This window comes from Imhoffiella purpurea (assembly GCF_000585215.1).
In the GTDB taxonomy this organism is placed as follows: domain Bacteria; phylum Pseudomonadota; class Gammaproteobacteria; order Chromatiales; family Chromatiaceae; genus Imhoffiella; species Imhoffiella purpurea.
In genome coordinates this window covers 1-25,701 of sequence record NZ_AONC01000016.1, presented here as the reverse complement: position 1 = coordinate 25,701, position 25,701 = coordinate 1, and the positions used below count along the sequence as shown (strand labels likewise).

21 protein-coding genes and 1 tRNA gene are annotated in these 25,701 nt (G+C 62.8%); 15 read left to right on the top strand and 7 right to left on the bottom strand.

Annotated features, from left to right (window positions below; all coding sequences use genetic code 11):
- Positions 1-27 precede the first annotated feature (27 nt).
- The 4 genes from D779_RS05905 to D779_RS05890 form a co-directional block, all read right to left on the bottom strand.
- Positions 28-3,258 (bottom strand): efflux RND transporter permease subunit, encoded by a 3,231-nt coding sequence (locus tag D779_RS05905; RefSeq protein ID WP_043750969.1) that lies wholly within the window; start codon positions 3,256-3,258, stop codon positions 28-30.
- Entirely contained in the window at positions 3,251-4,324 is a 1,074-nt protein-coding gene (locus D779_RS05900; protein ID WP_094300765.1) for an efflux RND transporter periplasmic adaptor subunit, read from the bottom strand. Before D779_RS05900 ends, D779_RS05905 begins: the two co-directional genes overlap by 8 nt.
- Before the next feature lie 94 nt (positions 4,325-4,418).
- Complete coding sequence (locus tag D779_RS05895) at positions 4,419-4,985, bottom strand: hypothetical protein (protein WP_157726332.1); 567 nt, start codon at positions 4,983-4,985, stop codon at positions 4,419-4,421.
- Positions 4,986-4,996: 11 nt separating this feature from the next.
- Positions 4,997-5,596 carry a hypothetical protein gene (locus tag D779_RS05890; RefSeq protein WP_157726331.1) on the bottom strand — a complete coding sequence of 200 codons (600 nt, stop codon included), beginning with the start codon at positions 5,594-5,596 and terminating at the stop codon, positions 4,997-4,999.
- A 268-nt stretch (positions 5,597-5,864) separates the two neighbouring features.
- Between D779_RS05890 and D779_RS05885 the strand changes: the two genes are divergently transcribed.
- Positions 5,865-6,197, top strand: a complete 333-nt coding sequence (locus D779_RS05885) for an STAS domain-containing protein (protein WP_043750960.1) — start codon at positions 5,865-5,867, stop codon at positions 6,195-6,197.
- Between the two features lie 73 nt (positions 6,198-6,270).
- Here D779_RS05885 and D779_RS05880 read toward each other — a convergent pair whose 3' ends face one another.
- Positions 6,271-7,917 (bottom strand): methyl-accepting chemotaxis protein, encoded by a 1,647-nt coding sequence (locus tag D779_RS05880; RefSeq protein WP_043750957.1) that lies wholly within the window; start codon positions 7,915-7,917, stop codon positions 6,271-6,273.
- A 423-nt stretch (positions 7,918-8,340) separates the two neighbouring features.
- Between D779_RS05880 and D779_RS05875 the strand changes: the two genes are divergently transcribed.
- The 3 genes from D779_RS05875 (at position 8,341) to D779_RS05865 (ending at position 10,964) form a co-directional block, all read left to right on the top strand.
- A complete protein-coding gene (locus D779_RS05875; RefSeq protein ID WP_043750953.1) occupies positions 8,341-9,702 on the top strand; it encodes a (Fe-S)-binding protein in 1,362 nt (453 codons plus the stop codon).
- 21 nt (positions 9,703-9,723) lie between these two features.
- The gene (locus tag D779_RS05870; protein ID WP_043750951.1) at positions 9,724-10,113 is read left to right on the top strand and encodes a DnaJ family domain-containing protein; all 390 of its coding nucleotides are present in this window, start codon (positions 9,724-9,726) and stop codon (positions 10,111-10,113) included.
- A 245-nt stretch (positions 10,114-10,358) separates the two neighbouring features.
- Entirely contained in the window at positions 10,359-10,964 is a 606-nt protein-coding gene (locus tag D779_RS05865; protein ID WP_043750948.1) for a D-sedoheptulose-7-phosphate isomerase, read from the top strand.
- Position 10,965: 1 nt separating this feature from the next.
- On the opposite strand, the gene D779_RS05860 is transcribed toward D779_RS05865, so the two are convergent.
- Positions 10,966-11,757, bottom strand: coding sequence for a glutaminyl-peptide cyclotransferase (locus D779_RS05860; protein ID WP_043750945.1), 792 nt, complete (start codon positions 11,755-11,757; stop codon positions 10,966-10,968).
- Positions 11,758-11,770: 13 nt separating this feature from the next.
- Positions 11,771-13,780, bottom strand: coding sequence for an excinuclease ABC subunit UvrB (gene uvrB, locus D779_RS05855; protein ID WP_043750942.1), 2,010 nt, complete (start codon positions 13,778-13,780; stop codon positions 11,771-11,773).
- Between the two features lie 152 nt (positions 13,781-13,932).
- Between uvrB and D779_RS05850 the strand changes: the two genes are divergently transcribed.
- The 11 genes from D779_RS05850 to D779_RS23265 all read left to right on the top strand — a co-directional run.
- Positions 13,933-15,117: a pyridoxal phosphate-dependent aminotransferase gene (locus D779_RS05850; RefSeq protein WP_043750940.1), complete on the top strand. Its 1,185-nt coding sequence runs from the start codon at positions 13,933-13,935 to the stop codon at positions 15,115-15,117.
- Between the two features lie 157 nt (positions 15,118-15,274).
- A tRNA-Asn gene (locus D779_RS05845) sits at positions 15,275-15,350 on the top strand.
- 510 nt (positions 15,351-15,860) lie between these two features.
- On the top strand, positions 15,861-16,943 hold the full coding sequence (locus tag D779_RS05840) for a tyrosine-type recombinase/integrase (RefSeq protein ID WP_043750937.1): 1,083 nt from the start codon (positions 15,861-15,863) through the stop codon (positions 16,941-16,943).
- Positions 16,944-18,186: 1,243 nt separating this feature from the next.
- Positions 18,187-19,089 carry a hypothetical protein gene (locus D779_RS05830; protein WP_157726330.1) on the top strand — a complete coding sequence of 301 codons (903 nt, stop codon included), beginning with the start codon at positions 18,187-18,189 and terminating at the stop codon, positions 19,087-19,089.
- The gene (locus D779_RS05825) at positions 19,089-19,487 is read left to right on the top strand and encodes a hypothetical protein (protein ID WP_157726329.1); all 399 of its coding nucleotides are present in this window, start codon (positions 19,089-19,091) and stop codon (positions 19,485-19,487) included. The genes D779_RS05830 and D779_RS05825 overlap by 1 nt, the downstream gene beginning before the upstream one ends.
- 242 nt (positions 19,488-19,729) lie before the next feature.
- Positions 19,730-19,954: a hypothetical protein gene (locus D779_RS22125; protein WP_157726328.1), complete on the top strand. Its 225-nt coding sequence runs from the start codon at positions 19,730-19,732 to the stop codon at positions 19,952-19,954.
- Positions 19,955-20,281: 327 nt separating this feature from the next.
- Entirely contained in the window at positions 20,282-22,318 is a 2,037-nt protein-coding gene (locus tag D779_RS05815; protein ID WP_043750920.1) for a DEAD/DEAH box helicase family protein, read from the top strand.
- A 1,152-nt stretch (positions 22,319-23,470) separates the two neighbouring features.
- The gene (locus D779_RS05810; protein ID WP_043750918.1) at positions 23,471-23,680 is read left to right on the top strand and encodes a hypothetical protein; all 210 of its coding nucleotides are present in this window, start codon (positions 23,471-23,473) and stop codon (positions 23,678-23,680) included.
- Between the two features lie 3 nt (positions 23,681-23,683).
- Positions 23,684-24,796 carry a BRO family protein gene (locus D779_RS20960; protein ID WP_052347874.1) on the top strand — a complete coding sequence of 371 codons (1,113 nt, stop codon included), beginning with the start codon at positions 23,684-23,686 and terminating at the stop codon, positions 24,794-24,796.
- Positions 24,797-24,818: 22 nt separating this feature from the next.
- A complete protein-coding gene (locus D779_RS05795; RefSeq protein WP_043750915.1) occupies positions 24,819-25,232 on the top strand; it encodes a KilA-N domain-containing protein in 414 nt (137 codons plus the stop codon).
- Between the two features lie 198 nt (positions 25,233-25,430).
- The coding region (locus tag D779_RS23265; RefSeq protein WP_157726327.1) for a dsDNA nuclease domain-containing protein at positions 25,431-25,701 on the top strand (271 nt) is incomplete at its 3' end.

Below are 25,701 nucleotides of genomic sequence, written 5' to 3'. Positions count from 1 at the left end.
TGCCGCACCGGCGGCGTGAGGATGCGATCAGCCCGTCGCGGTGCGGATCCACTCGACCCGCTTGCGCATCACCCCATAGTAGACCACCGGGATCACGACCAGCGTCAGCAGGGTCGAGATCAGCAGACCGAACAGCAGGGACACCGCGAGCCCCGAGAAGATGGGGTCGTCGAGGATGAAGACCGCGCCGGCCATGGCGGCCACCGCCGTCAGTGCGATGGGCTTGGCCCGCACCACCGAGGAGCGGATGACCGCGTCCTCGAAGGACATCCCCTCCTCCCGGACCTGCTGATTGATGAAGTCCACCAGCAGGATGGAGTTGCGGACGATGATCCCGGCCAGGGCGATCATCCCGATCATGGAGGTCGCGGTGAACTGGGCGCCCAGCAGGGCGTGCCCGGGGAGGATGCCGATGACGGTCAGCGGGATGGGCGCCATGATGACCAGGGGCACCACGTAGGAGCGGAACTGGGCGACGACCAGCAGATAGATGAGCAGCAGCCCCACGCCATAGGCGATGCCCATGTCGCGGAAGGTCTCGTAGGTGACCTGCCACTCGCCGTCCCACTTGAGGCTATAGCGATAGGGGTTGTCCGGCTTGCTGACATACCACTGCGGCAGACCCAGCTCCTGCTCCAGCCGCTCGTCGATCGCGGCCATGCCGTAGAGCGGGCTGTCGGTGCGGCCCGCCATGTCGCCCGTGACATAGACCACCGGCAGCAGATCCTTGTGGTTGATGCTGTGCGTCCGGTGGGTCGGTTCCAGTTGGACCAGCTCGGAGAGCGGCACCAGCTCGCCGGTCCGCGAGCGCAGCCTCAGGGCCAGGGTCTGCTCCAGCTCGGCCCGGTCGGCCTCGCGGTACTGGACCCGGATCGGGACTGCGTACTTGAGGTTGTCGCCGTGCAGATAGCTCATGTCCTCGCCGTCGAGCACCGCCGCCAGGGCATCCGCGATGGCCGACTGGGAGACGCCGAGCCGGCCGGCCTTCTCGCGGTCGACACGGATCATCAGCTTGTCGGCCGGATACTCGACCGAGTCGTCGACGTCGACGATGTCCGGGGTCGAGGCGAAGATCTCCCGGACCTGCTTGGCGACCGCGATCTGCCCCTCGTAGTCGATCCCGTAGATCTCGCCGACCAGTGGCGAGAGCACCGGCGGTCCCGGCGGGATCTCGACGATCTTGGCGTTCCCGCCGTAGGCCGTGGCGATCTCCTGCAGCGGGGCGCGCAGATCGCGCGCGATCTCGTGCGACTTGCGCTCGCGATGGTGCTTGTCGACCAGATTGACCTGGATGTCGCCGAGGTTCGCCCCCTCGCGCAGATAGTACTGACGGACCAGTCCGTTGAAATTGATCGGCGAGGCGGTGCCGACGTAGGTCTGGTAGTCGCTGACCTCGGGCACTTGACGCAGATAGGCGGACATCTCCGAGATCACCTGGTCGGTGCGTTCCAGGCTGGTCCCCTCCGGCATGTCCAGGACGACCTGGAACTCGGACTTGTTGTCGAAGGGCAGCATCTTGAGGACGACCGCCTTGTTGACGACCAGGAGCATCGAGAGCCCGATCAGGACCAGCACCGATCCGAGCAGCAGCCAGCGGTTGAGCAGACCGCGCCCGCCAGCGAGGAAGGGACCGATGAGCACGCCGAAGAGCCGGTCGAGCGCACCGTGCTTGGCGTCCGGGTGCCCGTCCCCCTGATGCGCGGCCCGGCGTCCGCCGAGCATGAAGTTGGTCATCCAGGGTGTGAAGACGAAGGCCACCAGCAGCGAGATCAGCATTCCGGTCGAGGCGTTGATGGGGATGGGGCTCATGTAGGGACCCATCAGACCCGTGACGAAGGCCATGGGCAGCAGGGCGGCGATGACGGTGAAGGTGGCGAGGATCGTCGGCCCCCCGACCTCGTCGACGGCGCCGGGGATGAGCTTGAGCAGCGGCTTGTCGCTGAGCGCCATGTGACGATGGATGTTCTCGACCACGACGATGGCGTCGTCGACCAGGATGCCGATCGAGAAGATGAGCGCGAACAGGGAGACGCGGTTGAGCGTGAAGCCCCAGGCCCAGGAGGCGAAGAGGGTAAGCGCCAGCGTCACCACCACGGCCGCACCGACGATGATCGACTCGCGCCAGCCGACGGTCAGCAGCACCAGAGCGACCACGGAGAGGGTCGCGAAGGTCAGCTTGCTGATGAGCTTCCTGGCCTTGTAGTCGGCGGTCGCCCCGTAGTTGCGCGTGACCGTGACCTGGATCCCGTCCGGAATGAAGGTGCCTTCGAGCTGGGCGAAGCGCTCGATCACCTCCTCGGCCACGCTCACGGCATTGACGCCCGCCTGCTTGGCCACGGCGATGGTGACGGCCGGCACCTCGCCCACCTGGCCGAGCGATGCGTCGGCGGCGCCTGGACCGGCGCCGATGCCGACATAGGTCGCGGGCACCGCCGGGCCGTGCTCGATGCTGGCGACATCGCGCAGGAAGACCGGGCGTCCGCCGTGCAGCCCGACCACCAGCGACCCGATCTCGTCCGCAGAGCTCAGGAAGTCGCCGGCCTGGACGATCAGCTCCCTGTCGTTCACCGGCACGCCGATCTGGTCGCGCACCCGGTTGGCGCTCTGCAGGGCCTGGCGCAGGCTGTCCAGGTCGAGCTCGTGCGCGGACATGGCCTGGGGGTCGAGCACCACCCGCACGACCTGCTCGCGCGCCCCGACCGAGTAGACGTCCCGGGTGCCTGGGACGCGCTTGATCTCCTGCTCGATCGCATGGGCGACCTGGCCGAGCGCGTAGGCCCCCACCTCGGGACCCGGCGACCAGAGGGTCGCGGTGATGATGGGAACGTCGTCGATGCCCTTGGGCTTCACGATCGGCTGCGACACCCCGAGATTGGCCGGCAGCCAGTCCTGATTCGAATAGACCTTGTTGAAGAGCTGGAGGATGGCCTGGGTCTGATCCTCGCCCACCTCGTAGGCGACCGTGACGATGGCCATGCCGGGCCGGGAGACCGAGTAGATATGATCGATGCCGCCGATCTCGGACAGCACCTGCTCGGCTGGTCCGGCGATGAGATGCTCGACCTCGGCGGGCGAGGCGCCCGGGAAGGCGATGAAGATATCCGCGAAGGTGACGTCGATCTGGGGTTCTTCCTCGCGCGGTGTGATGGCGAGCGCGAAGATCCCCAGGAGCAGTCCGACCAGCGCCAGCAGCGGCGTGATCTGGGTGTCCTGGAACCGCTTGGCGATCTGGCCCGAGAGGCCCAGGGACTCAGCCATCGTGACCCTCCCCCGCGGCCGCGCGCGCCTGTTCGAGCTGCTCGTGCAGGCGGATCCCGGCGGCGACCGGATCGAGAGCGACCCGGTCGTCCTTCGCGAGGCCGGTCAGCACCACGAGCGCGTCTCCGAGCTCGCGTCCGGTGCGGATGTGCCGGAAGCGGATGTCGCCGTTCTCGCGCAGGCTGTAGACCCCGGTGACCTCGGAGCGATGGACGACCGCCTGCTTCGGTACCAGCAAAGCGTCGTTCTTGCCGATGATGAGACCGGCCTTGACGAACATGCCGGGGAATAGGGGCTGCGAGATCGGCGGCAGATCGAGCCGTACCATGAAGGTGTTGGAGCCCGCGTCCGCCACCGGCGAGAAGGTGATCTTCTCCGGCTCGACGGCCCGGTCGCCGACATAGACGCGTGCCTCTGAGAGTGCGCGCACCTGGGCGATGACGCTCTGGGGCACGTCGATCACGACGCGCAGCTCGCTGAGCGAGATGCCGGTGATGAGCGGGGTTCCCGGCTGGACGATCTCGCCGACCTCCACGTGTCGCTCGGTCACGATGCCCCTGTAGGGCGCCTCGATCCGGGTGTAGGCGAGCTGCTCCCGAGCCTCGTCCAGGGCCGAGCTCGCCGACTCCTGGTTGGCCTGGGCCGTCTTCAGCTCGGCTTCGGCACCGTCCATCGCCGAGCGCGACACCGCCTTCTTGGCGAAGAGGCCGCTGATCCGCTCGTGATCGTCGCGCGCCTGCTGCAGACGCGCGGCGGCCGCCTTGAGCTGGGCGGTGGCCTGAGCGACGCGGGCGCGCTGGGCCGTATCCTTGAGCCGGATGACGAGGCTGCCCTCCTCGACGAAGTCGTCGACGTCGTAGAAGATTTCGAGCACCTCGCCCTGGGTCTGGGCCGAGATGGTGCCCCGGTTCACGGCCTCGACGATGCCGTCGAGCCGATACTCGCGCGGCACGGTGCGCTGCTCGACGACCGCCGTTTCCAGCTCCGAGTCGGCCAGCGCGAACTGATCGAATGCCAACCAGACGCCCAAGGCGCAGAGGGTGAGACGTCTCACGCTTCGCTTCATGATCGTAGAGCCCCTTTCGAGTCGTAGGGTATGAATCGCAAGGTGCCCTTGGCGAACACGCGTTCGCCGCACCTCGCGCCGGTTGCGGTGTCGATCAGTTGTTGGGAAGGATCGACATGGGCCTGGACATGACATCGACATCCGATCCGATGCCGCCGACCGCCCCGCTGAGATCGATCATCTTGCGGTCCATGTCCTGCAGATAGCGGCCCATCGAGACCATGCGGTCCTGAATCCGCTGCATGCTGTCGGAGACCGCGACCAGGTCGTCGCGCATCAGGTGCATCTCTCCGCCCATGCCGTCGACCGAGACCAGCATCGAGGGCATCGGCGAGACGTGCCGATCCATCCGGGTCACGGCCTGCTCCATGGACCGCATGCGCTCGGTCACCAGGCCGAAGTCCTCGCGCATTCCCTGCATGTCCTCCGCCATGGTCACCATGTATTGGGTGATGCTGTCCATGCGGGTGGTGAAGGTGGCGACCAAGGCGAGCATCGACAGCATCAGGACCGCCATGCCGACCATCGCATAGCGGATGATGTTGTTCACCCGCGCCGAGTTGCGAACCAGACTGTGCTTGTGGATGAAGAGCAGATCCTCATGGAGATCCATGAAGCGATTGGCCATCTGCTCGGCCTGCTCCCGTTCTTCTGGGCTCATCGAAGGCTCCTCTATTGACCGAAGAAGGGGAACATCCGCATCGGACTGCTCATGCGGTTCACGTTGTGCCGCATCATGAAGACGTCGCGATTGAGAAAGCCGAAGACATGGCTCATCTGTGCCATGTCCTGCTCCATGACGCCGAGCGTGCGGTCGATCTCGGTGACGTTCGGCCGAATGCCGCCCATCGCGCCGCGCATCACCCCGAAGTCGTCGCGCATGCCCTTCACTCGCTCCTCCATCGGTGGGATCACGGCGATGTTCTCGGACATGCGCGAGACCGATCCCTCCATGCTCGCCATCCGGGCGCTGACCTCGTCGAAGTCCGTGCGCATGCTGGAGACCTGGGTCTTCATGGATTCCATGCGGTCGGTGATGACGCCCATGGACCCCACCAGCGTCCAGATGAGATAGAAGACGGGCGGGGTGAGAGTCGCAACGAGCACCAGGGCGACGCGCCCGATGATCTGGGTGCGGCGGCTGTCGCGAACGCCTTGGTAGTCGGTCTCTTCCTCGCGGATGACCGTCGCTTGCAGCCGCTCCTCCATGATTCGAAAAACCAGCAATGAGAGCGAGTCTTCATGCCCTCGGGGCGTGGATTCTTGAGTCATACCGGAATTCACCTCGTTCGTGACGTGCGCGCCAGATGAGTAGCCGATGCATCTGCTCGGCGGTGCGCCGTCCATGCTCCCGATCGGTCGACGAGCTCGATCGGCACATCGAGCTCAATGAAGGCTCCGCGGCTATCCGGAGCGTCTTGACGACGTGCTATCTTACTTGAGATTCATACCCTGGATGGCGCCGATCTTGCTCGCCGGCGTGTCCATGAAGAGCCCGCACCGACAGACATCCATCTCTCTTCGAACCAGAGGAAGTACAGTGACAGCAGAATACAAGCTCCAAGACGATGTCCTGGTGGTCATGCCGTTCGAACGTCTCGATACCATCAGCGCCCCTGGAGTCGAAAAGGATGTCATGGCGCACATCGATACCGGGACGACCAAGATCGTGTTCGATTTCCAGCGGACCAACTATGTCTCCAGTGCCGGACTCCGCGTCCTGCTCAAGGCGGCCAAGAGCGTCGACAAGCGAGGCGGAGGGGTCGGCGTCTGCAATGCCAATTCGCACATCCTCGAGGTCTTGGATATCAGCGGTTTCAAGATGGTCGTGAAGATCGGCAAGACGCTGGACAAGGCCGTCGCCGCGCTCTAGGAGGCCGCCGGCGCTTTCCTGGCCGGGGTTGCTCGGGGAGCGCCGGACGTCCGGCGCTCCCCGCGGGTCCGGCTCAGGTCGCGGTGCCGACCTTGAATTGGCTGACCAGGGTATGCAGCTCGGAACCCAGTCTCGAGAGCTCGAGGCTGGACGTGGCCGTATGCTCCGTGTTCCTCGCCGACTCGGTGGAGAGGTCCGAGATGTTGACCACGCTGCGGTCGATCTCGGACGCGGCGGTCGCCTGCTCTTCGGCGGCGCTCGCGATCTGGGTGTTCATATCTCGAATGGTGCCGATGGACCGCACGATCTGCTCCAGCGACTGCTGAGCCTGAGTCGCCTGTGCCAGCGTCTCCCGGGTCAGATCCTCTCCCTGCCCGATCGCGGTGACGGCCTCCTGGGCCCCCGTGCGCAGCCGCTCGATCATCGTCTGGATTTCGCTGGTCGACACCTGGGTCCGGTTGGCCAGGCTGCGGACCTCGGCCGCGACCACGGCGAAGCCGCGTCCCATCTCTCCGGCGCGGGCCGCCTCGATGGCGGCGTTCAGGGCGAGCAGATTGGTCTGCTCGGCGATGCCGCGAATCACGTCCACCACGCTGCCGATGGCGACGCTCTCGTCGTTGAAGCGCCGGATCCGCTCGGCGATCTGTTCGACCTCCGACGCGAGACGCTGATTGGCCCGCATCACCCGGTCGACCGTCTCGCCGCTGGAGTGCGAATAACCGTCGGCATCCTGGGCGGCCGCAGCGGCATCCTCCGCATTCTTGGCGATCTCCTTGATGGTCGCGGACATCTCGGTCACGGCCGCGGCGACCTGCTGGGTCTCGTTGTGCTGACGGTCCATGCTGACGCGGTTGGACTCGGTTACCGCCGAGAGCTCCTCGGCCGCCGAGGCGATCTCGGTGGTCGCCTGTCCGACGGCGATCACCATGCGTTCGGTCTTGCCGGCGAACTGGTTGAAGCCGGATGCCATCTCGGTGATCTCGTCCCGTCCGCCGGTGTCCAGCCGCCGTGTGAGGTCCCCATCGCCTTGGGCGATGTCCACCATGGTGAGCGCCGCGTCATGGATGGGTCTGACCACGGAGCGCGAGGTCAGGGTGGTGACCAGGATCAGGCCCAGCAGGAGAGGTACGCCGACTCCGGCCACGATCATGACGTTCTTCTCGAAGGCTGCGTCGACGTCGTCGACATAGATTCCCGCGCCGATCACCCATTGCCAGTCGCCGAAGGTCTCGATGTAGGCGATCTTGGGTTCGGGCTTGGTCTCGCCGCCCCTGGGCCAGGCGTAGGTCACCATGCCCTTGCCCTCGTCGCGCGCCTTCTGCCACATCTCCTTGTGATAGAGCTTGCCGTTGGAGTCCTTGATCGACAACAGGCTCTTGCCGGTGAGTTCGGGCTTGAAGGGCTGCATGACGCAGTCGCCGTCCAGGTCGTTGACCCAGAAGTAATTGTTCCCCTCGAAACGCAGACCTGAGAGGGTGCGCAGTGCTGCGGCCTTGGCGTCCGCTTCGGAGAGCTCCCCGCTGGATGCGCGCTGACGATAGTCGACCGCGATGCTGATGGCCGTTTCCACCAGCCGTGTGACCTGCTGGATCTTCTGCTCCATCAGGACGGAGCGTATTTCGAGAAGGGCGAGGGCGAATCCAATCAAGAATACGAGCGTGACGAGACCGGAAATGAGCCAGAGCCTGTGATTGATGCTGATACGACGTAATAGGTTCATCTGTGAGCCTGCTAGAGGGAATAGGTTCCACCATATCGCCGCCGGATCGGTCGGTGCCTGATGGCGAAGACGAAACCGACGGCTTCAGCTCCGGACACGGAGCCTCGTCGACATCCTGGCGAGATGATGCGGTTTCAGAAAGCGGGCGAGGTCTGGCGAGCTGGCGGCGATATTCTAATCCCTATCCTCTGTCATGAGTTGATCGTATCGTCTCTATGAGAGCGCGGTCCTTGCCTTCTCATGGGCCGTCTAAATGAATGGTCGGCCGCGAGCGTATTCGATTGGTGTATGGCGCTCATTCGAAAAAGGTATGCAAGAGCGAATGGCTCTCGCCGACGCCAATCCGCCGTTCGAGGGTGTAGGATGTTCCGCTCGCATATCGAGAGGCCCTATAGGAGCCATGCCCATGATCGGAGACCGGAGATGAAGACCCACCTCGACTGGTCGGCCTACAAGGACGCCGGAATGGGCGATGCCTATGCCGACATCCCCAAGCACGGCGGCGACTTCGCCAAGGCCGTGGCGGTCTGCATCAACAGCGGCCAGTGTCAGACCCATGGCAAGCAGCTCATGTGTCCGAGCTTCAAGGTCAGCGACAATCCGCATCTCTCCACCGGTGGGCGGGTCAGGCTGCTGAAGACGGCGCTCTCCAGCGATCTGGTCGAACGCGCGCTCGAGGATCCCACGCTGGCCGAGGCCATGGACCTCTGCGTGGCCTGCAAGGGCTGCAAGCGCGAGTGCGAGGCCAACGTCGACATGGCCCTGATCAAGGTCGAATACATGGCCCAGCGCGCGGCGCGCCGAGGGCTGAGTCTGCGCAGCCGGTTGTTCGCCCACGCGCCGCGCTGGCTGCATCGCGCCCCCTGGCTGCGGATCCCGATCCGCTGGCGCAACCGCTGGTCCTGGCTCGCCCGTCTGAGCGAACGCTGGCTGGGGCTGAGTGCCGACTGCCCGCTGCCGGAGCCGGTGGCGAAGCCCTTCGCGACGCCCACCGACCCGGTGGCGTCGGGTGTCGAGGGCCGGCCCGAGGTGGTGCTGCTGGTCGACACCTTCACCCGTTATTTCGAGCCCGAGATCGCCGACTCCGCTCTGGCCGTGCTGAAGGCCGGCGGCTATTCGGTGCGGATCGCCGAGCCGGCCGAGTCCAGTCCGGATCCCTCGCGTCCGCTCTGCTGCGGCCGGACCTATCTGGCCCAGGGCATGATCGAGGAGGCGCGGGACGAGGTCCGGCGGCTGGCCGAGGCGGTGCGGCCGCACCTGGAGGCGGGCCGCATCCTGGTCGGGCTGGAGGCCTCCTGCGTGCTGGGGCTGCGCGACGATGCCCAGGCCCTGGGACTGGGCGAGACGGTGGAGCAGCTCGGCAAGCAGGTTCTGCTGTTCGAGGAGTTCCTGGCGCGCGAGATCACCGCCAAGCATCTGGATCTGCCGCTCGCCGCCCTGCCCGAGGGCGAGACCCTGGTGCACGGTCACTGTCACCAGAAGGCGGTCGGCGCCATGAAGTCGATGCGACGGGTCATGAAGGCGATTCCGGGTCAAGAGTTCACGCCCATCGACGCCGGCTGCTGCGGCATGGCCGGCACCTTCGGTCTGGAGGCCGAGCATGCCGGCATGGCCTCGGAGATGGCCGAGCAGGGTCTATTGCCGACGCTGCGCGACAGGCCCGATGCCCGCGTGGTGGCCAACGGCTTCTCCTGCCGTCAGCAGATGCGCGCCCATGGCGACGATCGTCCGCGTCACCTGGCGGTCCTGCTACGCGAATCGCTCGATGCGGCGAGCCCGGACTGAAACCGAACCCAGGAGGCCATTGTGGATCTGATCGACAAGCTCGCCGAACAGCACATCCAGCGCGCCATCGATCGCGGCGAGCTGTCCAATCTGCCCGGCGAGGGCAAGCCGATCCCGCACGAGGATCTGTCGATGGTGCCCGAACATCTGCGGGCCGGTTATCGGCTGCTGAAGGGGGCCGGCTATCTGCCTCCGGAGCTGGAGGCGCTGCGCGAGCTCAAGGATGTGGAGGCACTGCTCGCCCGCGCCGAGGATCCGGGCGAGCGCGGCCGACATCTCAAGCGTCTGCGCCTGCTCGAGACCCGGCTGTCCGAGGGACGCGGGCACGGATTGGGCGCCGTGGTTCAGCGGCAGTACATGGACCGGCTGGCGGAGACCTTCGGCGAGGGACGGGAGCCGGATCCCGAGTGACCGCGGCCGTCCTGGATTCGGTCAGGGCGCGTCCGCCCTTACCGGCCGGTCGTTGGGGGCTGCCGTGTCGAGCACGACCGCTCATCGGGGCGCCGGGCTTTTCTGCTAGACTGCCCGCCCGCATCTCTCTCTCCATTCGCGCCGGACCTGTCTTCGCTCTGCCCCGATGGAGAGTATCCGATTGGCGAGCCGGGCCACCGGGATCGGCGATTCGGCGTCCATCATCATCCGACAGCCTTTTCTTCATGACTCAAGACTCCGCACTCGCCCGTCTCCTCCTCACACGACTCGACTCGACCCTGGCGCTGGTGGAGGCCGTCCGTTCGGACCGCGTCCTGCTGGAGGCGACCCTGGCGGCGGCGACCCGCACCGCCGAGGCCATCGCGCGCGGTGGGACGCTCTTCATCTGCGGCAATGGCGGCAGCGCCGGCGAGGCGACCCATCTCAGCGGCGAGCTGATCGGTCCGTTCCTGGACAAGACCCGCAGACCCCTACCGGCCATCGCGCTCGGATTCGATACCAGCGCCACCTCGGCGGTGGCCAACGATTTCTCGTTCGACGAGGTGTTCGCGCGCCAGATCGCCGCCCTGGCCCGGCCGGGCGACGTGCTCTGGGCCCTCTCGACCAGCGGCCGCTCGCCGAACGTGGTGCGGGCGCTGGACACGGCCGCCGAGCGCGGACTGCTGACCGTGCTGCTCACCGGGGCCGTACACGCCGAGCTGCCCGCCAGTGCCGAGATCCTGCTGGCGGTGCCCTCGCGCGAGACGCCGCGGATCCAGGAGATCCATCTGATGCTGGGACACCTGCTGTGCGAGGTGGTGGAGTCCCAGGTCACTGGCTCCGCGTCCTAGCTCACCTGGGAACCACCTGGATCCAGAAGAGTCTGGGCCAATATTTGCCGGTCACGAACAGCCGCTCGCCCCTGGCGTCGTAGGCGATGCCGTTGAGCACGGCATCCCGGCTCAGGCCCTCGGGCGCGAGTCCGGAGAGATCCAGATAGGACGCCACCTCCCCCGTTTCGGGATCGATCCGGGCGATGAGATCGCGCTTCCAGATGTTGGCCCAGACCTCCCCATCGATATATTCCAGCTCGTTCAGGTCGCGCACCGGGCGGCCCTGGTCCGTCACGCCCAGGCGGCGCACGACCTGATGCGATTCAGGGTCGATGAAGCGCAGCACCTGGGTCCCGTCGCTCATGATCCAGTGACGGCCGTCATGGGTGAGGCCCCAGCCCTCCCCGGCATAGCGGAAGGTCTCCATCCGCTCAAGGCTGTCGCGGTCGTAGAGGATCGCCAGATGCTCGCGCCAGGTCAGCTGGATCAGCCGATCGCCCCAGTGCGTGATCCCCTCGCCGAAGAGCCTGGACTCCAGCCGGGTCTCCTGCTCGACCCGCCCCGTCTCCAGGTCGACCCGGCGCAGGACCGAGCGTCCGTAGTTTCCGGTGCCCTCGTAGAGCTGGCCGTCCGCGTAGATCAGGCCCTGGGTGAAGGCGCTCGGATCGTGCGGGTAGCTGGCCAGGACCCGATAGCCGAGCACGGGCGTCTCGGGCAGGAATGTCTCGCCCTCGGCGAGTGCGATTGCGGCGCAGAGGAGGAGTCCGGCCAGGAGCAGCCGCCGGATCGGCCGTCGATCGGACGTCGGCATGGATCGGCTCCCCTCAGGCCGCGATGCCCTTCTGCTGAAGTTCGCGGATCTGGTCGCGGATGGCGGCGGCTTGCTCGAACTCCAGGTTCTTGGCGTGCTGGTACATCTCCTTCTCCAGCGTCTTGAGCCGCTTGGCCATCTGCTGGGGTGTGAGGCTGGCGTATTCGGCGATCTGCTCGGCCACCTTGGCGTACTGACGCGGCTTCATGGGTGCACCCGGCGTGGCGCCGTCGAGGATGTCCGCGATCGCCTTGCGGATGGTCTGTGGCGTGATGCCCTGGGCCTCGTTGGAGGCGATCTGTCTGGCGCGGCGGCGCTCGGTCTCGTCGATCGCCCGCTCCATGGAGCCGGTGATGCGGTCGGCATAGAGGATCGCCTTGCCGTTGGCGTTGCGCGCGGCACGGCCGATGGTCTGGATCAGCGAGTCGGTCGAGCGCAGGAAGCCCTCCTTGTCGGCGTCGAGGATGGCGATCAGCGAGACCTCGGGCATGTCCAGCCCCTCGCGCAGCAGGTTGATGCCGACCAGGACGTCGAACTCGCCCAGACGCAGATCGCGGATGATCTCGACCCGCTCCACGGTGTCGATGTCCGAGTGCAGATAGCGCACCCGAACATCGTGGTCGCTGAGGTAGTCGGTCAGGTCCTCGGCCATGCGTTTGGTCAGGGTCGTGACCAGCACCCGCTCCTCGACGGCGACCCGCAGATGGATTTCGGACAGGAGGTCGTCGACCTGGGTCAGCGCCGGCCGCACCTCGACCTCCGGGTCGACCAGACCGGTCGGGCGCACCACCTGCTCGACCACCGCGCCCGAGTTGTCGATCTCGAACGGGCGCGGCGTGGCCGAGACATAGATGGTCTGGGGCTGGCGCTCGCGGAACTCCTCGAACTTGAGCGGACGGTTGTCGAGCGCCGAGGGCAGGCGGAAGCCGTACTGGACCAGATTCTCCTTGCGCGAGCGGTCGCCCCGATACATGCCGCCGAGCTGGGGTACGGTGACGTGGCTCTCGTCGATCACGACCATGGCGTCCGGGGGCAGATAGTCGTAGAGGGTCGGCGGCGGCTCGCCCGGACCGCGCCCGGAGAGATAGCGGCTGTAGTTCTCGATGCCCGAGCAGTAGCCGACCTCCATCATCATCTCCATGTCGAAGATCGTGCGTTGCTCCAGACGCTGAGCCTCGACCAGCTTGTCGTTCTCGCGCATCCAGGCGAGCCGCTCCTTGAGCTCGACCCGGATCTGGTCCACGGCCTTGAGGATGGTCTCGCGAGGGGTCGCATAGTGGGTCTTGGGGAAGACCGTATAGCGCGGCACCTTGCGCAGGACCTCGCCGGTCAGCGGGTCGAAGAGCGAGAGCGCCTCGATCTCCTCGTCGAACAGCTCGACCCGCACCGCTTCCTCCTCCGACTCGGCCGGATAGATGTCGATGACGTCGCCCCGCACCCGATAGGTGCCGCGATGCAGCTCGACCTCGTTGCGCTTGTACTGCAGATCCGCCAGACGGCGCAGGATGGCGCGCTGGTCGATGAGGTCGCCCTTCTTGAGCAACAGCACCATCTTCAGATAGGCGTCCGGATCGCCGAGCCCGTAGATGGAGGAGACGGTGGCGACGATGATGACGTCCTTGCGCTCCAGCAGCGCCTTGGTCGCCGAGAGCCGCATCTGCTCGATGTGCTCGTTGATCGAGGCGTCCTTCTCGATATAGGTATCGGTCGAGGGCACATAGGCCTCGGGCTGGTAGTAGTCGTAGTAGGAGACGAAATATTCCACGGCATTGTGTGGAAAGAAGTCGCGCATCTCACCGTAGAGCTGGGCCGCCAGGGTTTTGTTTGGTGCAAGGATGAGCGCCGGGCGCTGCAGACGCTCGATGACGTTGGCGATGGTGAAGGTCTTGCCCGAGCCGGTCACGCCGAGCAGGGTCATGCCCGCCTCGCCGTTCTCCATGCCTGAGACGAGTTGACGGATCGCCTCCGGCTGATCGCCGGCCGGGGCGAATGTGGAGACGAGCTGGAAGGGTCTGCTGGACATCGAATGAACCTCGTGGGGGCGGGCGTGCCGACTGCATTCGGGATCTATGTTGCGTGGCGCGCGATGCGCGTGCCGGGATCCGGGCGTTTCGCTATTATTGGGTGTTGCATCACCCGTATTCAGCCACAGCAGGAACCCAGAGAACACCGCCGATGACCATCAAACTCGCCGCCCGCGTCCAGGCCGTCAAGCCGTCCGCCACGCTCGCCATCACCGCACGCGCCAAGGAGCTGCGCGCCGAGGGCAAGGACGTGATCGGGCTCGGGGCCGGTGAACCCGATTTCGACACCCCGGATCACATCAAGGCCGCCGCCATCGAGGCCATCCAGAACGGCTTCACCAAATACACGGCCGTCGATGGTACCACCGAGCTCAAGCGGGCGATCATCGACAAGTTCAGGCGCGAGAACGGTCTCGACTTCGGTCAGGACCAGATCCTGGTCTCCTGCGGCGGCAAGCAGAGTTTCTTCAACCTCGCCCAGGCACTGCTCGATCCGGGCGACGAGGTGGTGATCCCCGCCCCTTTCTGGGTCTCCTATCCGGACATGGCCCTGCTCGCCGGCGGTCTGCCGGTGCTCATCCATGCCGGCGCCGACCAGGCGTTCAAGATCACCCCCGCCCAGCTCAAGGGCGCGATCAACGACAAGACCCGCCTGGTCGTCATCAACAGCCCCTCCAACCCCACCGGCATGGCCTACAGCCGCGCCGAGCTGGAGGCGCTGGGCGAGGTGCTGCGCGAGCATCCGCGCGTCGTCATCGCCACCGACGATATGTACGAGCACATCCGCTGGAGCGACGAGCCCTTCGTCAACATCCTCAACGCCTGTCCGGACCTGGCGCCCCGCACCCTGGTGCTGAACGGCGTCTCCAAGGCCTACTCCATGACCGGCTGGCGCATCGGCTATGCCGGCGGCCCGGCCGAGATCATCAAGGCGATGAAGAAGGTCCAGTCCCAGAGTACCTCCAACCCGACCTCCATCTCGCAGGTCGCGGCCCAGGCGGCCCTGGAGGGTCCGCAGGACTGCATCGCCATCATGCTCAAGTCCTTCAAGGAGCGTCACGACCTGGTGGTCGAACGGCTCAACCAGATCCCGGGCATCGACTGCATCCCGACCGACGGTACCTTCTACGTTTTCCCCAAGGTACAAGGGCTGATCGACAAGCTGGACGGCATCAAGAACGACCTGGAACTGGCCGAGTACCTGATCGAGAAGGCCGGCGTCGCCCTCGTCCCCGGCTCCGCCTTCGGTCTCGCCGGTCACGTACGCATCTCCATCGCCACCAGCCGCGAGAACCTGGAGCAGGCGCTCGATCGGATCGCCAAGGCGGTCGCCTAGTCCGCAACGCAGCGGGAGCGCCGATTCCCGGTCGGCGTTCCCGCAAGGTCTGCAGCAGGGCGGCATGTCCACCTGGATCCCCGCCAGGGCTTCCTGTTCGGCCGCCGAGGTGTTGACAGAGAAAGCACGCGAAATTACTATTACGCGCTCACGACATTCCCTGGTAGCTCAGTCGGTAGAGCGGGTGACTGTTAATCACTAGGTCGGCGGTTCGAGCCCGTCCCAGGGAGCCAAATAGATCAAGGGCTTAGCTCAAAAGGCTAGGCCCTTTTTCTTTGCTCGAAAGCTCTGTGGGACACTCATGGGACACTTTTCCCGTCGATCTCCCGCCCAGCCTAGGCTTCACCTGCCCCATCCTGCCGTTTCTCTGCCGCTCTCCTGCCTTATCTCTGCCGGAAGGCTTGCCGTCTGTCTTGTCCTCCGACTGCCGTCAGCCCTGCCAGCCATCCTGCCGCGCAGCTTAGCGGGCACACTGGACGTTCCAAGTGTCCCGTGAGTGTCCCATGGCTGTCCCGAGACCTTCCTTGATTGCCCTACTGAAGAGATGGGTTACTAGCCCGTCTCGGCCTATTTTGCGCGATTGGTGTCCCTCAAGTGTCCCTTGGCGCTATGTTTGCTTTATAAAGACTATTAATATCAATATCTTGCGCGTAAAAGACGTGTGACTTTATATCACACGTTGTCTTTCTCGCGCCTCCCGAGTAGCCTGTAAGCCACTGGATGAGCCGCAGGAGCTGAGGGGCATGGCAACCATCGAGAAGCGTACCGACAACAAGGGCAGCACCACCTACCGGGTCAAGGTTCGACTGAGGGGCTACCCCAGCCAGACAGCTACCTTCGACCGGCTGAGCAAGGCCAAGGATTGGGCCAAGAGCACAGAGGCTGCCATCAAGGAGGGAAGGCACTTCAAGTCCACCGAGGCCAAGAAGCACACCCTAGGTGATTTGGTAGAGCGATACGTCCGAGATGTCCTGCCGCATAAGAGCGAGAGCAGCCGTAGCCATCAGAAACAGCAACTGGGCTGGTGGAAGAATCAGATCGGCGATCACCTGCTGGCTGATGTAACTCCGGCCTTGATAGCCGAGTACCGGGACAAGTTGGCTCAGATCGAGACCTATCGGGGGGGCAAGACGAGTCCGGCTACCGTGGGACGCTATCTGACTGCTCTGAGTCATGCCTTCTCGGTCGCAATGAAGGAATGGGGCTGGGTCGAGGAGAACCCTCTGTTGAAGGTCAGCAAGCCCAAGGAGCCAAGGGGACGAGTCAGGTTCCTATCTGATGACGAGCGTCAGCGTCTCTTGACTGCCTGCCGAGAATCCAGAAGCAGAGACCTCTACCCGGCTGTTGTCCTGGCTCTGAGCACTGGAGCCCGCCAGCAGGAGATCCTGGGGCTGGACTGGAAGGATGTCGATCTGGAGCGCAAGGTGGCTGTCCTTCATGAGACCAAGAATGGAGACCGCCGAGTGCTGCCGCTGAGTGGTCCTGGTTTGGAGTTGCTCAAGAAGAGAGCTGAGGAGCGACGGGGAGGGGACGAGGGTCGTCCCTTGACTGGTCTGGTCTTTCCCGGTCGTAAGAACAAGAGCGAGCCGGTGGACCTCAGGACTCCCTTCGAGACCGCTCTGAAGCGAGCGGGGATCGAGGACTTCCGTTGGCACGATCTCCGGCACTCAGCAGCCTCTTACCTGGCCATGAACGGTGCCAGCCTGGCCGAGATCGCCGAGGTGCTGGGACACAAGACCTTGGCAATGGTCAAGCGGTACGCCCATCTGAGCGAGGCCCACACTGCGAGTGTGGTGGAGAGGATGAACGCTGCGATCTTCGAGTAAGACGAGATCCTCAGCAGCCTCTGAGATGGCCTCAAGAGCCCTCTCGGTGGCTCTAGGCAAGACCCTTCGGATGGGACGCAGAAGCGGTCTCATGCTCTCAGCGGCACTCCTGAGGAGCCTGAGAGGGATCGGCATTAACCCAGACTCTATGAGAAAGGAGGCGATTGCCTATCCGCCGGTTGCCCCAAATCGACTGGCGGCCTTCCCGTCTGACCTCCCCGCCAGCCCGCATAAACACTGGGGGTTGGAATTTCTGCCAGTTATAAGACCAGAGAGCCGGGCTGATGTGGATTGCCTAGCCTGTTGAGGATGCCACCACCTCGCCAAGCCGCATGAATACTGGCGGTTGGGATTCTCCCCCTCTTATAGACCAGAGAGTCGCTGACTGACCAGACGCCCCTCAAGGTCCACCTCCCCGCCAGCCCGCATAAACACTGGGGGTTGGGATTACCGCCACCTTATAGACCAGAGGAGCCAACTCCCTAGGCGCTCTGGTGGTGGGCGACACAACAACAACACCCTGCCAACCATGGAGGACATGAACTTTGCCTTCACTCACCACGCTCAAGACCGAGTTGGTCTACCTCAAGCACCTGCACTGCAAGCCAGCGTCTCAGATGGACCTACATCGGGCTACCGGCGCACAGCCAGCGACCATCAGGAAGATCATCAGGACTGTTGATGCCATCAAGCAGGCTGGCCTTGAGATCCCAGAGACCTGGGCCGAGGCGAGGGAGATGGCTAAGGGTCTCTAACTATGGTCATCAACCCAGGTTGCTCTAACTGATTGACTCAAGAGCCACCGAGGTTGGTGTTCAATGCCATCAGCACCAACGCCAGGTAGTGCTCCTCACTTGATGCCCCTAGGGAAACCTGGGGGCGTCTCTTTTGGACGAGTCCGTCCAGAAATGACGGGGATCACCGTCAATATCCTCCCCACCCTCTGATCTAGCGACTCTTCGCACTCTCCCATGAGGGGATGATCACTCTGAACTGCTCTCGCTTCTAGCGAAGCCGTGCCAGCCTTCTGCACAAGTTTGCGCAAAAGTCACTCCGATCATTCAACACCCATAGGGGCCGACAGCCCCTTCTATCTCCAGGCGTCTAGCGCCGCTCAACTCCAGTCCCATTCAGTCGCTGTCTCGTCGCGTTTCACGCCCACGTCCCTTGGATGTCGGGTGCTGGATACGTGTGCGTGACTGTCGAGCGCGATGGGGCAGCTACTAAATAGGAAGCACATCCAATGTCAATCAACGACAACCTCAATACTCACGAACTCAAGAAGACCCACAAGCGCCGCACTGGTCCCAGCGATGGCAGAAGCCTTAAGGGAACGCACGACACAGCTACGGAAAATCAATACATGACCGCAGGGTTCAGCGAAGAGTCGGCCAAGCGGATGATCAAAATGCGCCAATACTTTCCCTTCGAGCTGGACAACACCGAGCCAAAGTACGACGCTCGTGATGTTCACCGATGGATTGGCAAGCCGTGGAAAGAAGTCCGCAAGTGGCTAAAGAACACCATCGCTCCTCTTATTGATGAGCCAATGTTTTCGGGACAAATAGTGCCGAAAATAGAACAGCCGACTGGGAAGCGAGGACGCCCAAAGGTCAACTATCTCCTGAGCCGTGATGTGGTCATGGAGCTAGGACAGCAGGCAAGAACGCCTGAAGGTCAAGAGATCCGGGCCTACTTCCGCGACATGGAGAAGGCGGTCTACATCCTGGGCTCATATCACCAATACCGAGTCTCTGATCTGGTCGAGCTGGATAAGACCCTGAAGCACTGGACCCGCAAGACCTTTGGCGCTGCTGGCGCTCGCTGGGATGAGACGATCTTCAGTCTCGTTGCCCGTGCTGTCTCCGGTCATTCCGCTGGTGTGTGGAAGGCTACGTTCAATCGTCCAATCCGTGATGTCCTGAACATGAAAGACCTTGAGCGGTATGGGCGGTGCTTGGAGATGATGATCACGCTATTGGATGCAGGGATCACCAACACCGACACGCTGTACGTCAAGGCTTCAGGCCGTTTCGGTGGAGATGTCTCGATTGGAGACTACATCACTACAGCCGAGCAGGTTGAACGCTTCCATCAAGCAACAACCAAGAAGAAGGCCACGGTCGCACTGAAGGAGGTAGCATAATGAGCAGCACGAACCTCAGAGCCCCAGGAGCAATCCTCAGTCGTCTTGCAGTTGCTGCGATGGAATATGGCATGCCCTATGAAGAGGCTGTCGGGCATCTACAATGGCTTCGAACCAACATCCACAAGGTGATTGAACATGCGCCCCACTTCGTTGAGGAGATGGTTGATGATCCTGATGTTGGCCCAACCGAGGAAGACATCTACTCTGGTGTGCTATACACCGGTGGGGTTGTCGCTCTCGCCTATGGACGTGCCCATGACTACTTAGAGCGCTGTGAAGCTCAAGGGCGTAAGGAGCTATTCTCTCAACTCTTCGGTATCTTCACCTTGCTGGCTGCAGAATGGCATGCTGAAGATGAAGGCATTGGAGATGGTCCGACGATAAGTCTCCATTAGCCTAGAGCGCATCTGACACAGTGAATGGTGAGGGGGACAACTTCTGTCCCTCTCATCTCATCTTTCTCACGCCAACACCCTTGCGTCACAAGGGATCACACCTGCTCTCGCTCCAAGAGAGCTGCGTAAGACCAGCCTATCGGTCATCGCCTTCAGTCCTCCAGGGTCATCTTTGTGGTGCTCCTCTGGTCGGGCCTTGGAGGGTGACGACTGAGGGTGATGAACCAATAGGACCATGCACCATGAATAACCCAAGCCAATATCCAATCAACGGTCTGGAACACTCGCTTACGCTGCGGGACCAAGAGCACCAGCCTGGACCGCCCGAGTCCTGTCCTTGGGCAGACCAAGTCCTGCTCATGCTCGGCAGGATCGAAAGCAAACTTGATGCCTTCAACCGCCGCATGGCTGCCCTGGATCTGAAGCTGGCGAGTCTGGCTGCTCAGAATCAGGAGCAGAAGCACTGAGCCACCCGCGCATCAGACTTGAAGTCTATGAAAAGTCTGACGCGAAACGCCTGCAAGACCTTTTCAATCAATAATCTAGACCCGCGTCAGACTTTATGTCTGAGACCTGAACCCAGCCCAAGGCACTTCTAGGCCCGATCCCACGGGCTGCCTGAGCGGATCCCATCCGCGACCTCTGAATGCTGGAAGCACTCCGGCCAGAACCCAATCCCAACCTCCCTTCGTTGAGCCTCTTCGTTGCCGCCTGACGCTGGCCTTTGTGCTGGCCGTTGGGAGCGTCAGCGTGGATGGGACTTCGAGGAGGCTCAACCAAGCGAGATAAGCACAATGCCCCAATCCATCGACATCACCCCGATCCTGTCCTCCTTCATGTCCAGCCAATCGGACCTCTTCCAAGAGTTGATCGGACGTGGTTCCACCGAACTCGAAAGCCAGACCTCCTATGCCCTCGCTCGGGCGGCTCAGTTGGCGACGGCTCCAACCGATAGCCCCGCCTTCCAGGCTGTCGTCAGTCCGACCGGAGGCGGCAAGACGGTCAGCACCATGGCGCTTCTGATCCATGCGATGGGGGTGAACCCTGCGTTCTCGGGAGCCTTCATCACGGAGACCATCGAAGAGGCGCACGAGATCTACACCAGCCTTCGACAGGTGATCGAACAAGGCGAACTGGCGATCTACACCAGCCTGCATAAGCCCGGAGTGGATCCCGATACCTTGGAGGACGCCAGGGAAGAGAAAGGGATCAAGGTCACCGAGACCTTCACCGAGGCGGATTTCGCCAAGGCCCGGCTGGTCGTCTGCACCCACACCCGCTGGAAGAGCGACATCGAGGGCAAGCGGGACAAGGGCGTCCTGCACTGGACGCAGCCCGGCGGCAACAAGGTTCCGAGGAGCCTGGTCGTCGTGGACGAAGATCCCAAGCTCGATCTGATCTGGGCGCGACAGCCGAACCACGTCAGTGCGCTGGCGGATGTGCTGTCGGGCATCATCACCGGGGCTGAGGCTCGATCCTTCGGCTTCGTCGACACCCATCCCGCTGTCCCTCATCTGCGCTCGGTCGCCCGGAAGATGGAGGAGATCAAGGACAAGGAGAAGCGCAAGGTCTTAGAGGGCGGCTTCCGGTTCAGCCCCGAGGAGAAGGAGACGATCTTGGACCTGACCTGGGAGGATCTTCTGCAGCGCCTGAACCACCTCCCTCCAGCTCGGATGCGGGAACTGGGAGACCGGCACTGGGGAACCGTCGAGTTCCTCAAGGCGGCGATCACTGGTCGCTTCTTCTACTCCAGGACCACGGACTCGGCCTTCCATGCCTACCAGCGAGCGGTTCCAGCGCAGCCCAATACGGTCATCCTCGACGGCACCGCAGACCTCAACCAGATGTACGTGATCGGGGGCAACGTGTCCTTCGTCACTGGGATGAAGCCGGACTACTCAGCCGTCCAGGTCAACCATGTCACCCCTCCATCCAAGTTCGTCGGGCAGATGCGACCCAAGGGGATCATCGGCAATGCCTACAAGACCAGGGACTACCTGAGCTGGCTGAAGGAGTTTGTGATCGCTCAGACCGCGCCAGGGGAAGAGGTCTTGGTCTATGGCAAGAAGGATCTCTTGGCCATGAAGTTCCAGAAGCTGTATCTGGAGGATCCGAGCCCGGACAGCCAGGAACGGGACGACAACCGATCCACGGTCAATTGGGCCGGGAGGACCGTCCACTTCGCCAACTTCGGTCGAGGCCGAGGCTCCAACAAGTGGAAGAACTGCACGGCCTACTTCAGGCTCGGCGATCACTACATGCCGAAGGGGATCACGGTCGCCAAGATCGGCAGCGTGACCGGTCAAGCCTTCAGCCCTGCTGATCTCGACAAACTCAGCTCGGGGAAGACCTCGGACCCGATGTACAACGATGCCCAGAACTCCCATCTGCTGATCTGCAACAAGCAGGACGCCGCTCGGATCTGCATCCGCAACATCGACAGCCAGGCCAAGGCTCAGGCCGGGAGGCTCTATCTGGTCGATGTCGACTATCAGCTCATCAGCGCCAATCTTCAGCGCCTGTTTCCTGGGGCCGAGAAGGTTCGCAGATTGGACGAGCATGGCCAGGAGATCGAGACCGGGAAAGCGGCTGAAGGTATGAAGATGTCCGGTCCTCAGAAGCTGGCGTTACTGTTGGCGGATACCGAGAAGACCCTGATCGAGGCGAAGGAGGTGGCTGAGGTGACGGGGATCAAGTCTGACAGCATCACCCGATCCTTGAATGCGCCTGCGGTCAAGATGACCGTCGAGGCTCGGAGATGGCGAAAGGCAACCAGGAAGGCTGCCGGCCTCTCGGGCAAGGGCTGGGTCTTGATCCGTGAAGCTGCCTAGTGGGCCGAGAATGTTGACCGATTGAAGAGAGAATGCGCCTTTGAATCCGTCAATATTCGCATGGCCAAGGAAGGCTGTGAGGTCCAGGTGCTGACCCAGCAAGTAGCCTGAGTGCAGCAAGCCGAATATTCATAAACAGATACCCCTGTTTCTTCAGATTATGAAGATTCGAGGTGAGCCTCGGAGATGGCGCAAGACGACCCGGAAGGGTGTCGGTCTCAGCGGCAAAGGCTGGGTCTTGGTCAGGCAAGCCGCATGACGAGACTGAATGTTCCCGGATTGAAGGAAGAAGCGGCCTTTGAATCGGGGAATATTCGCATGGCCAAGGAAGGCCAAAGGCCGAGGATCATCACCATCATCCTTACCCCTCCAATCCTGGCTGGTCCCTGGCTGATATGTCGTCACCACTTCGGTGGCCGCTGAGGCGGATCGACACCACGACCAGGGCAGCCACCTTGCTTGGATGGACAGGGAAATGATCATGGTCACCGAACCACCTCAGATCCACCTCACTCCACCCCGATCTGTCCCCAGAGCACTGCAGGCAACCCCAGGGCTGTGTGTCGTCCTGACCATAGGGTCCAGGCTCGGCATGGCACCGTTGCGACGGTCTTGATGCCCCGAGGTTCGCCCACTGACTGCTGCGGCGGTTGGCTCCAAGGGTCAGAAGGGGGCGAGGGTCGGCTCATGGTCCCCTGATCGGGTAGACCATGGCGTAGTTCGGAGGTGGCGCTGGGATCTGCAAGGAGGATCGAGACACGTTCCCCTGGTTATACCCGGATCTCGCTGGCCTGGTGGCTCGAAGGTGCCCGAATCCGTTGGTCGTCTGTCAGCTCATATCTGTAGGTTTTCAAGAGCACGACCTCCGCCCTTCCTTGTCTTCCCCGCAGCTTGCCCCCGGATCCCCAGCGCCCTCCTCGACCACCAGTCTCGATCTATCTGTGGGTTTTCAAGGGGACATCTCCCGTCCCTCCGCATGATCCCCCTCAAGCCTCGCCAGGCTCGCCGCTAGAGCCCCTCTGATCGAGCAAGAAGGTCAGGCCAAGGTCTCCGGCTTGCCGCGATTCTGGGTCATCCACTGGGGTACTCACCTCTTCATCACCAGTAGATCCGAGCGTCCCCTCTCAGGTTGGTCCCCCGATCAAGGGGTCCATGACCAACTACGAAATCCCTCTCGCTCAAGCCATCGACCTCTGGAGCCATGGCCAGCACATCAATCGTGACCACGTCCGAGCGTTGCTCGACGATGGCTGGACCGGTGAGGAGATCTCTCGCATGGAGCGGGCTTACTTCTCTGCGCCCGAAGAGCTCCTCGAACGGGACAGTTCCCTTGATGGCGTCGCTGTTCTGGGTGAGGAGTAAGACATGAGCAACGCACTCAGCACCTTCACCTTCCCCGTCACCGCAGCCCAGGTTCGCACCGTCACTGACGAGAATGGCGATCCATGGTTCGTCGCCAAGGATGTTGCTGACGCCCTTGGATACAACGATCTGAAGCGGGCAATCAGCACTCATTGCAAACGTGCCGAATCAGCGTTCGACATGAAGCGTGCTGGCTTGGCTCTCCGGCATCCGCAGACAAAGCTCATCCCCCCTGACGACATCTACCGGCTGGTGTTGAAGTCCCGCCTCCCGTCCGCTGTGGAGTTCGAGGAATGGGTTGTCGAGGAAGTTCTGCCGTCGATCCGCGCTGCCACTGGCAAGACCGGCAGCTCCTCCATGCAGCCTCAGCTCCTGCCGTCTACTGCGGTTCCCGTCAGTGACGAGAAGACCATGTCGTCTGTCGAGATCGCCGAGCTGACGGGGAAGCGGCACGACAATGTGGTCCGTGATCTGAAAGAGCTGGGGGAACAAGGGGTGATAGATCTCCTCAGTTTTGAGGGCATCTACCGTGACTCGATGAACCGGGAGCAGACCTGCTACCACCTGCCCAAGCGTGAGACCTTGATCCTCACGTCTGGCTACAGCGCCCAGCAGCGGGCAGCCATCATCGACCGCTGGCTCGCCCTTGAGGAGCAGGTCAAGCAGTCCGACACCCCTCAGCTCCCCAACTTCACCGATCCGGCAGCCGCCGCCGAAGCATGGGCGAAGGAGTACCGGGACAAGATGGTCATGATCGACTTCGCCAAGAAGCAGGCAGCCCAGCTCACCGAGCAGGCACCGATGGTCGACTTCGCCGAGGCTGTCGTCGCAGACAGTGAGGACTGCTACATCCGCGATGCAGCCAAGTCTCTCGATGTCGCCCCCCTCCGGCTCTACGCGATCCTCCGTAAGTACAAGTGGATCAACGAGAGCAACGAGCCCTACCAGGACAAGATCAACGCCGGCTACCTGAAGCGCAAGGTTGGCTACGGCAAGGGCAAGGCCAGCAGCAAGAAGACCATCACGACTCTCGTCACCCCGAAGGGCTTGGCCCGGATCCACAAGGGTCTGGTCCGTACCGGCTGGCTCGACGCCTCCACCTCGCCTTCGTTCTGACGATTCCACCTGTGGAGATCGCTTGCCCACCAACACTCTCGTCGTCGCCGATGTCACCGTCCGCCAGGATTCCCAGGGTCGCTTCAACCTGAACGACTTGCACACGGCTGCCGGTGGACTGAAGAAGCATCAGCCGTCCAACTGGCTACGGTCCGAGCAGGCTGTCGATCTGATTGCCGAGTTGGATATTCCGGGAATTCCCGGAGTTTCCCGCATCCGGGGTCGCAGCGGCGGCACCTTCGTCGTGAAGGAGTTGGTCTACGCCTATGCGATGTGGATCTCCCCGAAGTTCCACCTCGAAGTCATCCGCTCCTACGACCGGCTGGCTACCAAAGGCGTGGCTGTCCACCACACGGCAGCCGAAGACGTGCTCAACGATCCGCTCAAGTACATGGGTGCGATCCTCGACCAGGCTCGTGAGCTGCAGGTGATGTAGCTTATTAAGTATCCATCGCATAAATCTTGGTGTAACCCTATCTCGCGCCCCCTCAGACAATCTGTGAGAAACTGGGTAGAAAGACAGCTTTTTCGACGTGTCGACTTTCGGGCTGGGTTAGCGTCAGCCCAAGGCAAGTAGCAACTAACTCAGTCTATGCCTTAACTGAACTTCGGAACGCTTGTGAGGTAGCCAAAGATGGCAAATGCTCCAATGCCCAATCCTGAGAATACGCTTGCGGATGGCGATCCGGGCGATGACACTGCTAATCGCTATCGCTTTCAGTGGACTTGGGCAGCAATTATGTGCTGCAAACTATTGGACGACAGTGAGGATGTCGAAGAGGTGTTTTGCGAGCACCATGAGGATGTTCTACTTGGCGGTGATCATAACTCCGGTCCACACTCATGCCGCCAGCGGTGTCAAATAGGGTTGTCGAGCGGGTGGCGGTCGTTGTCGTCGTGGCCGT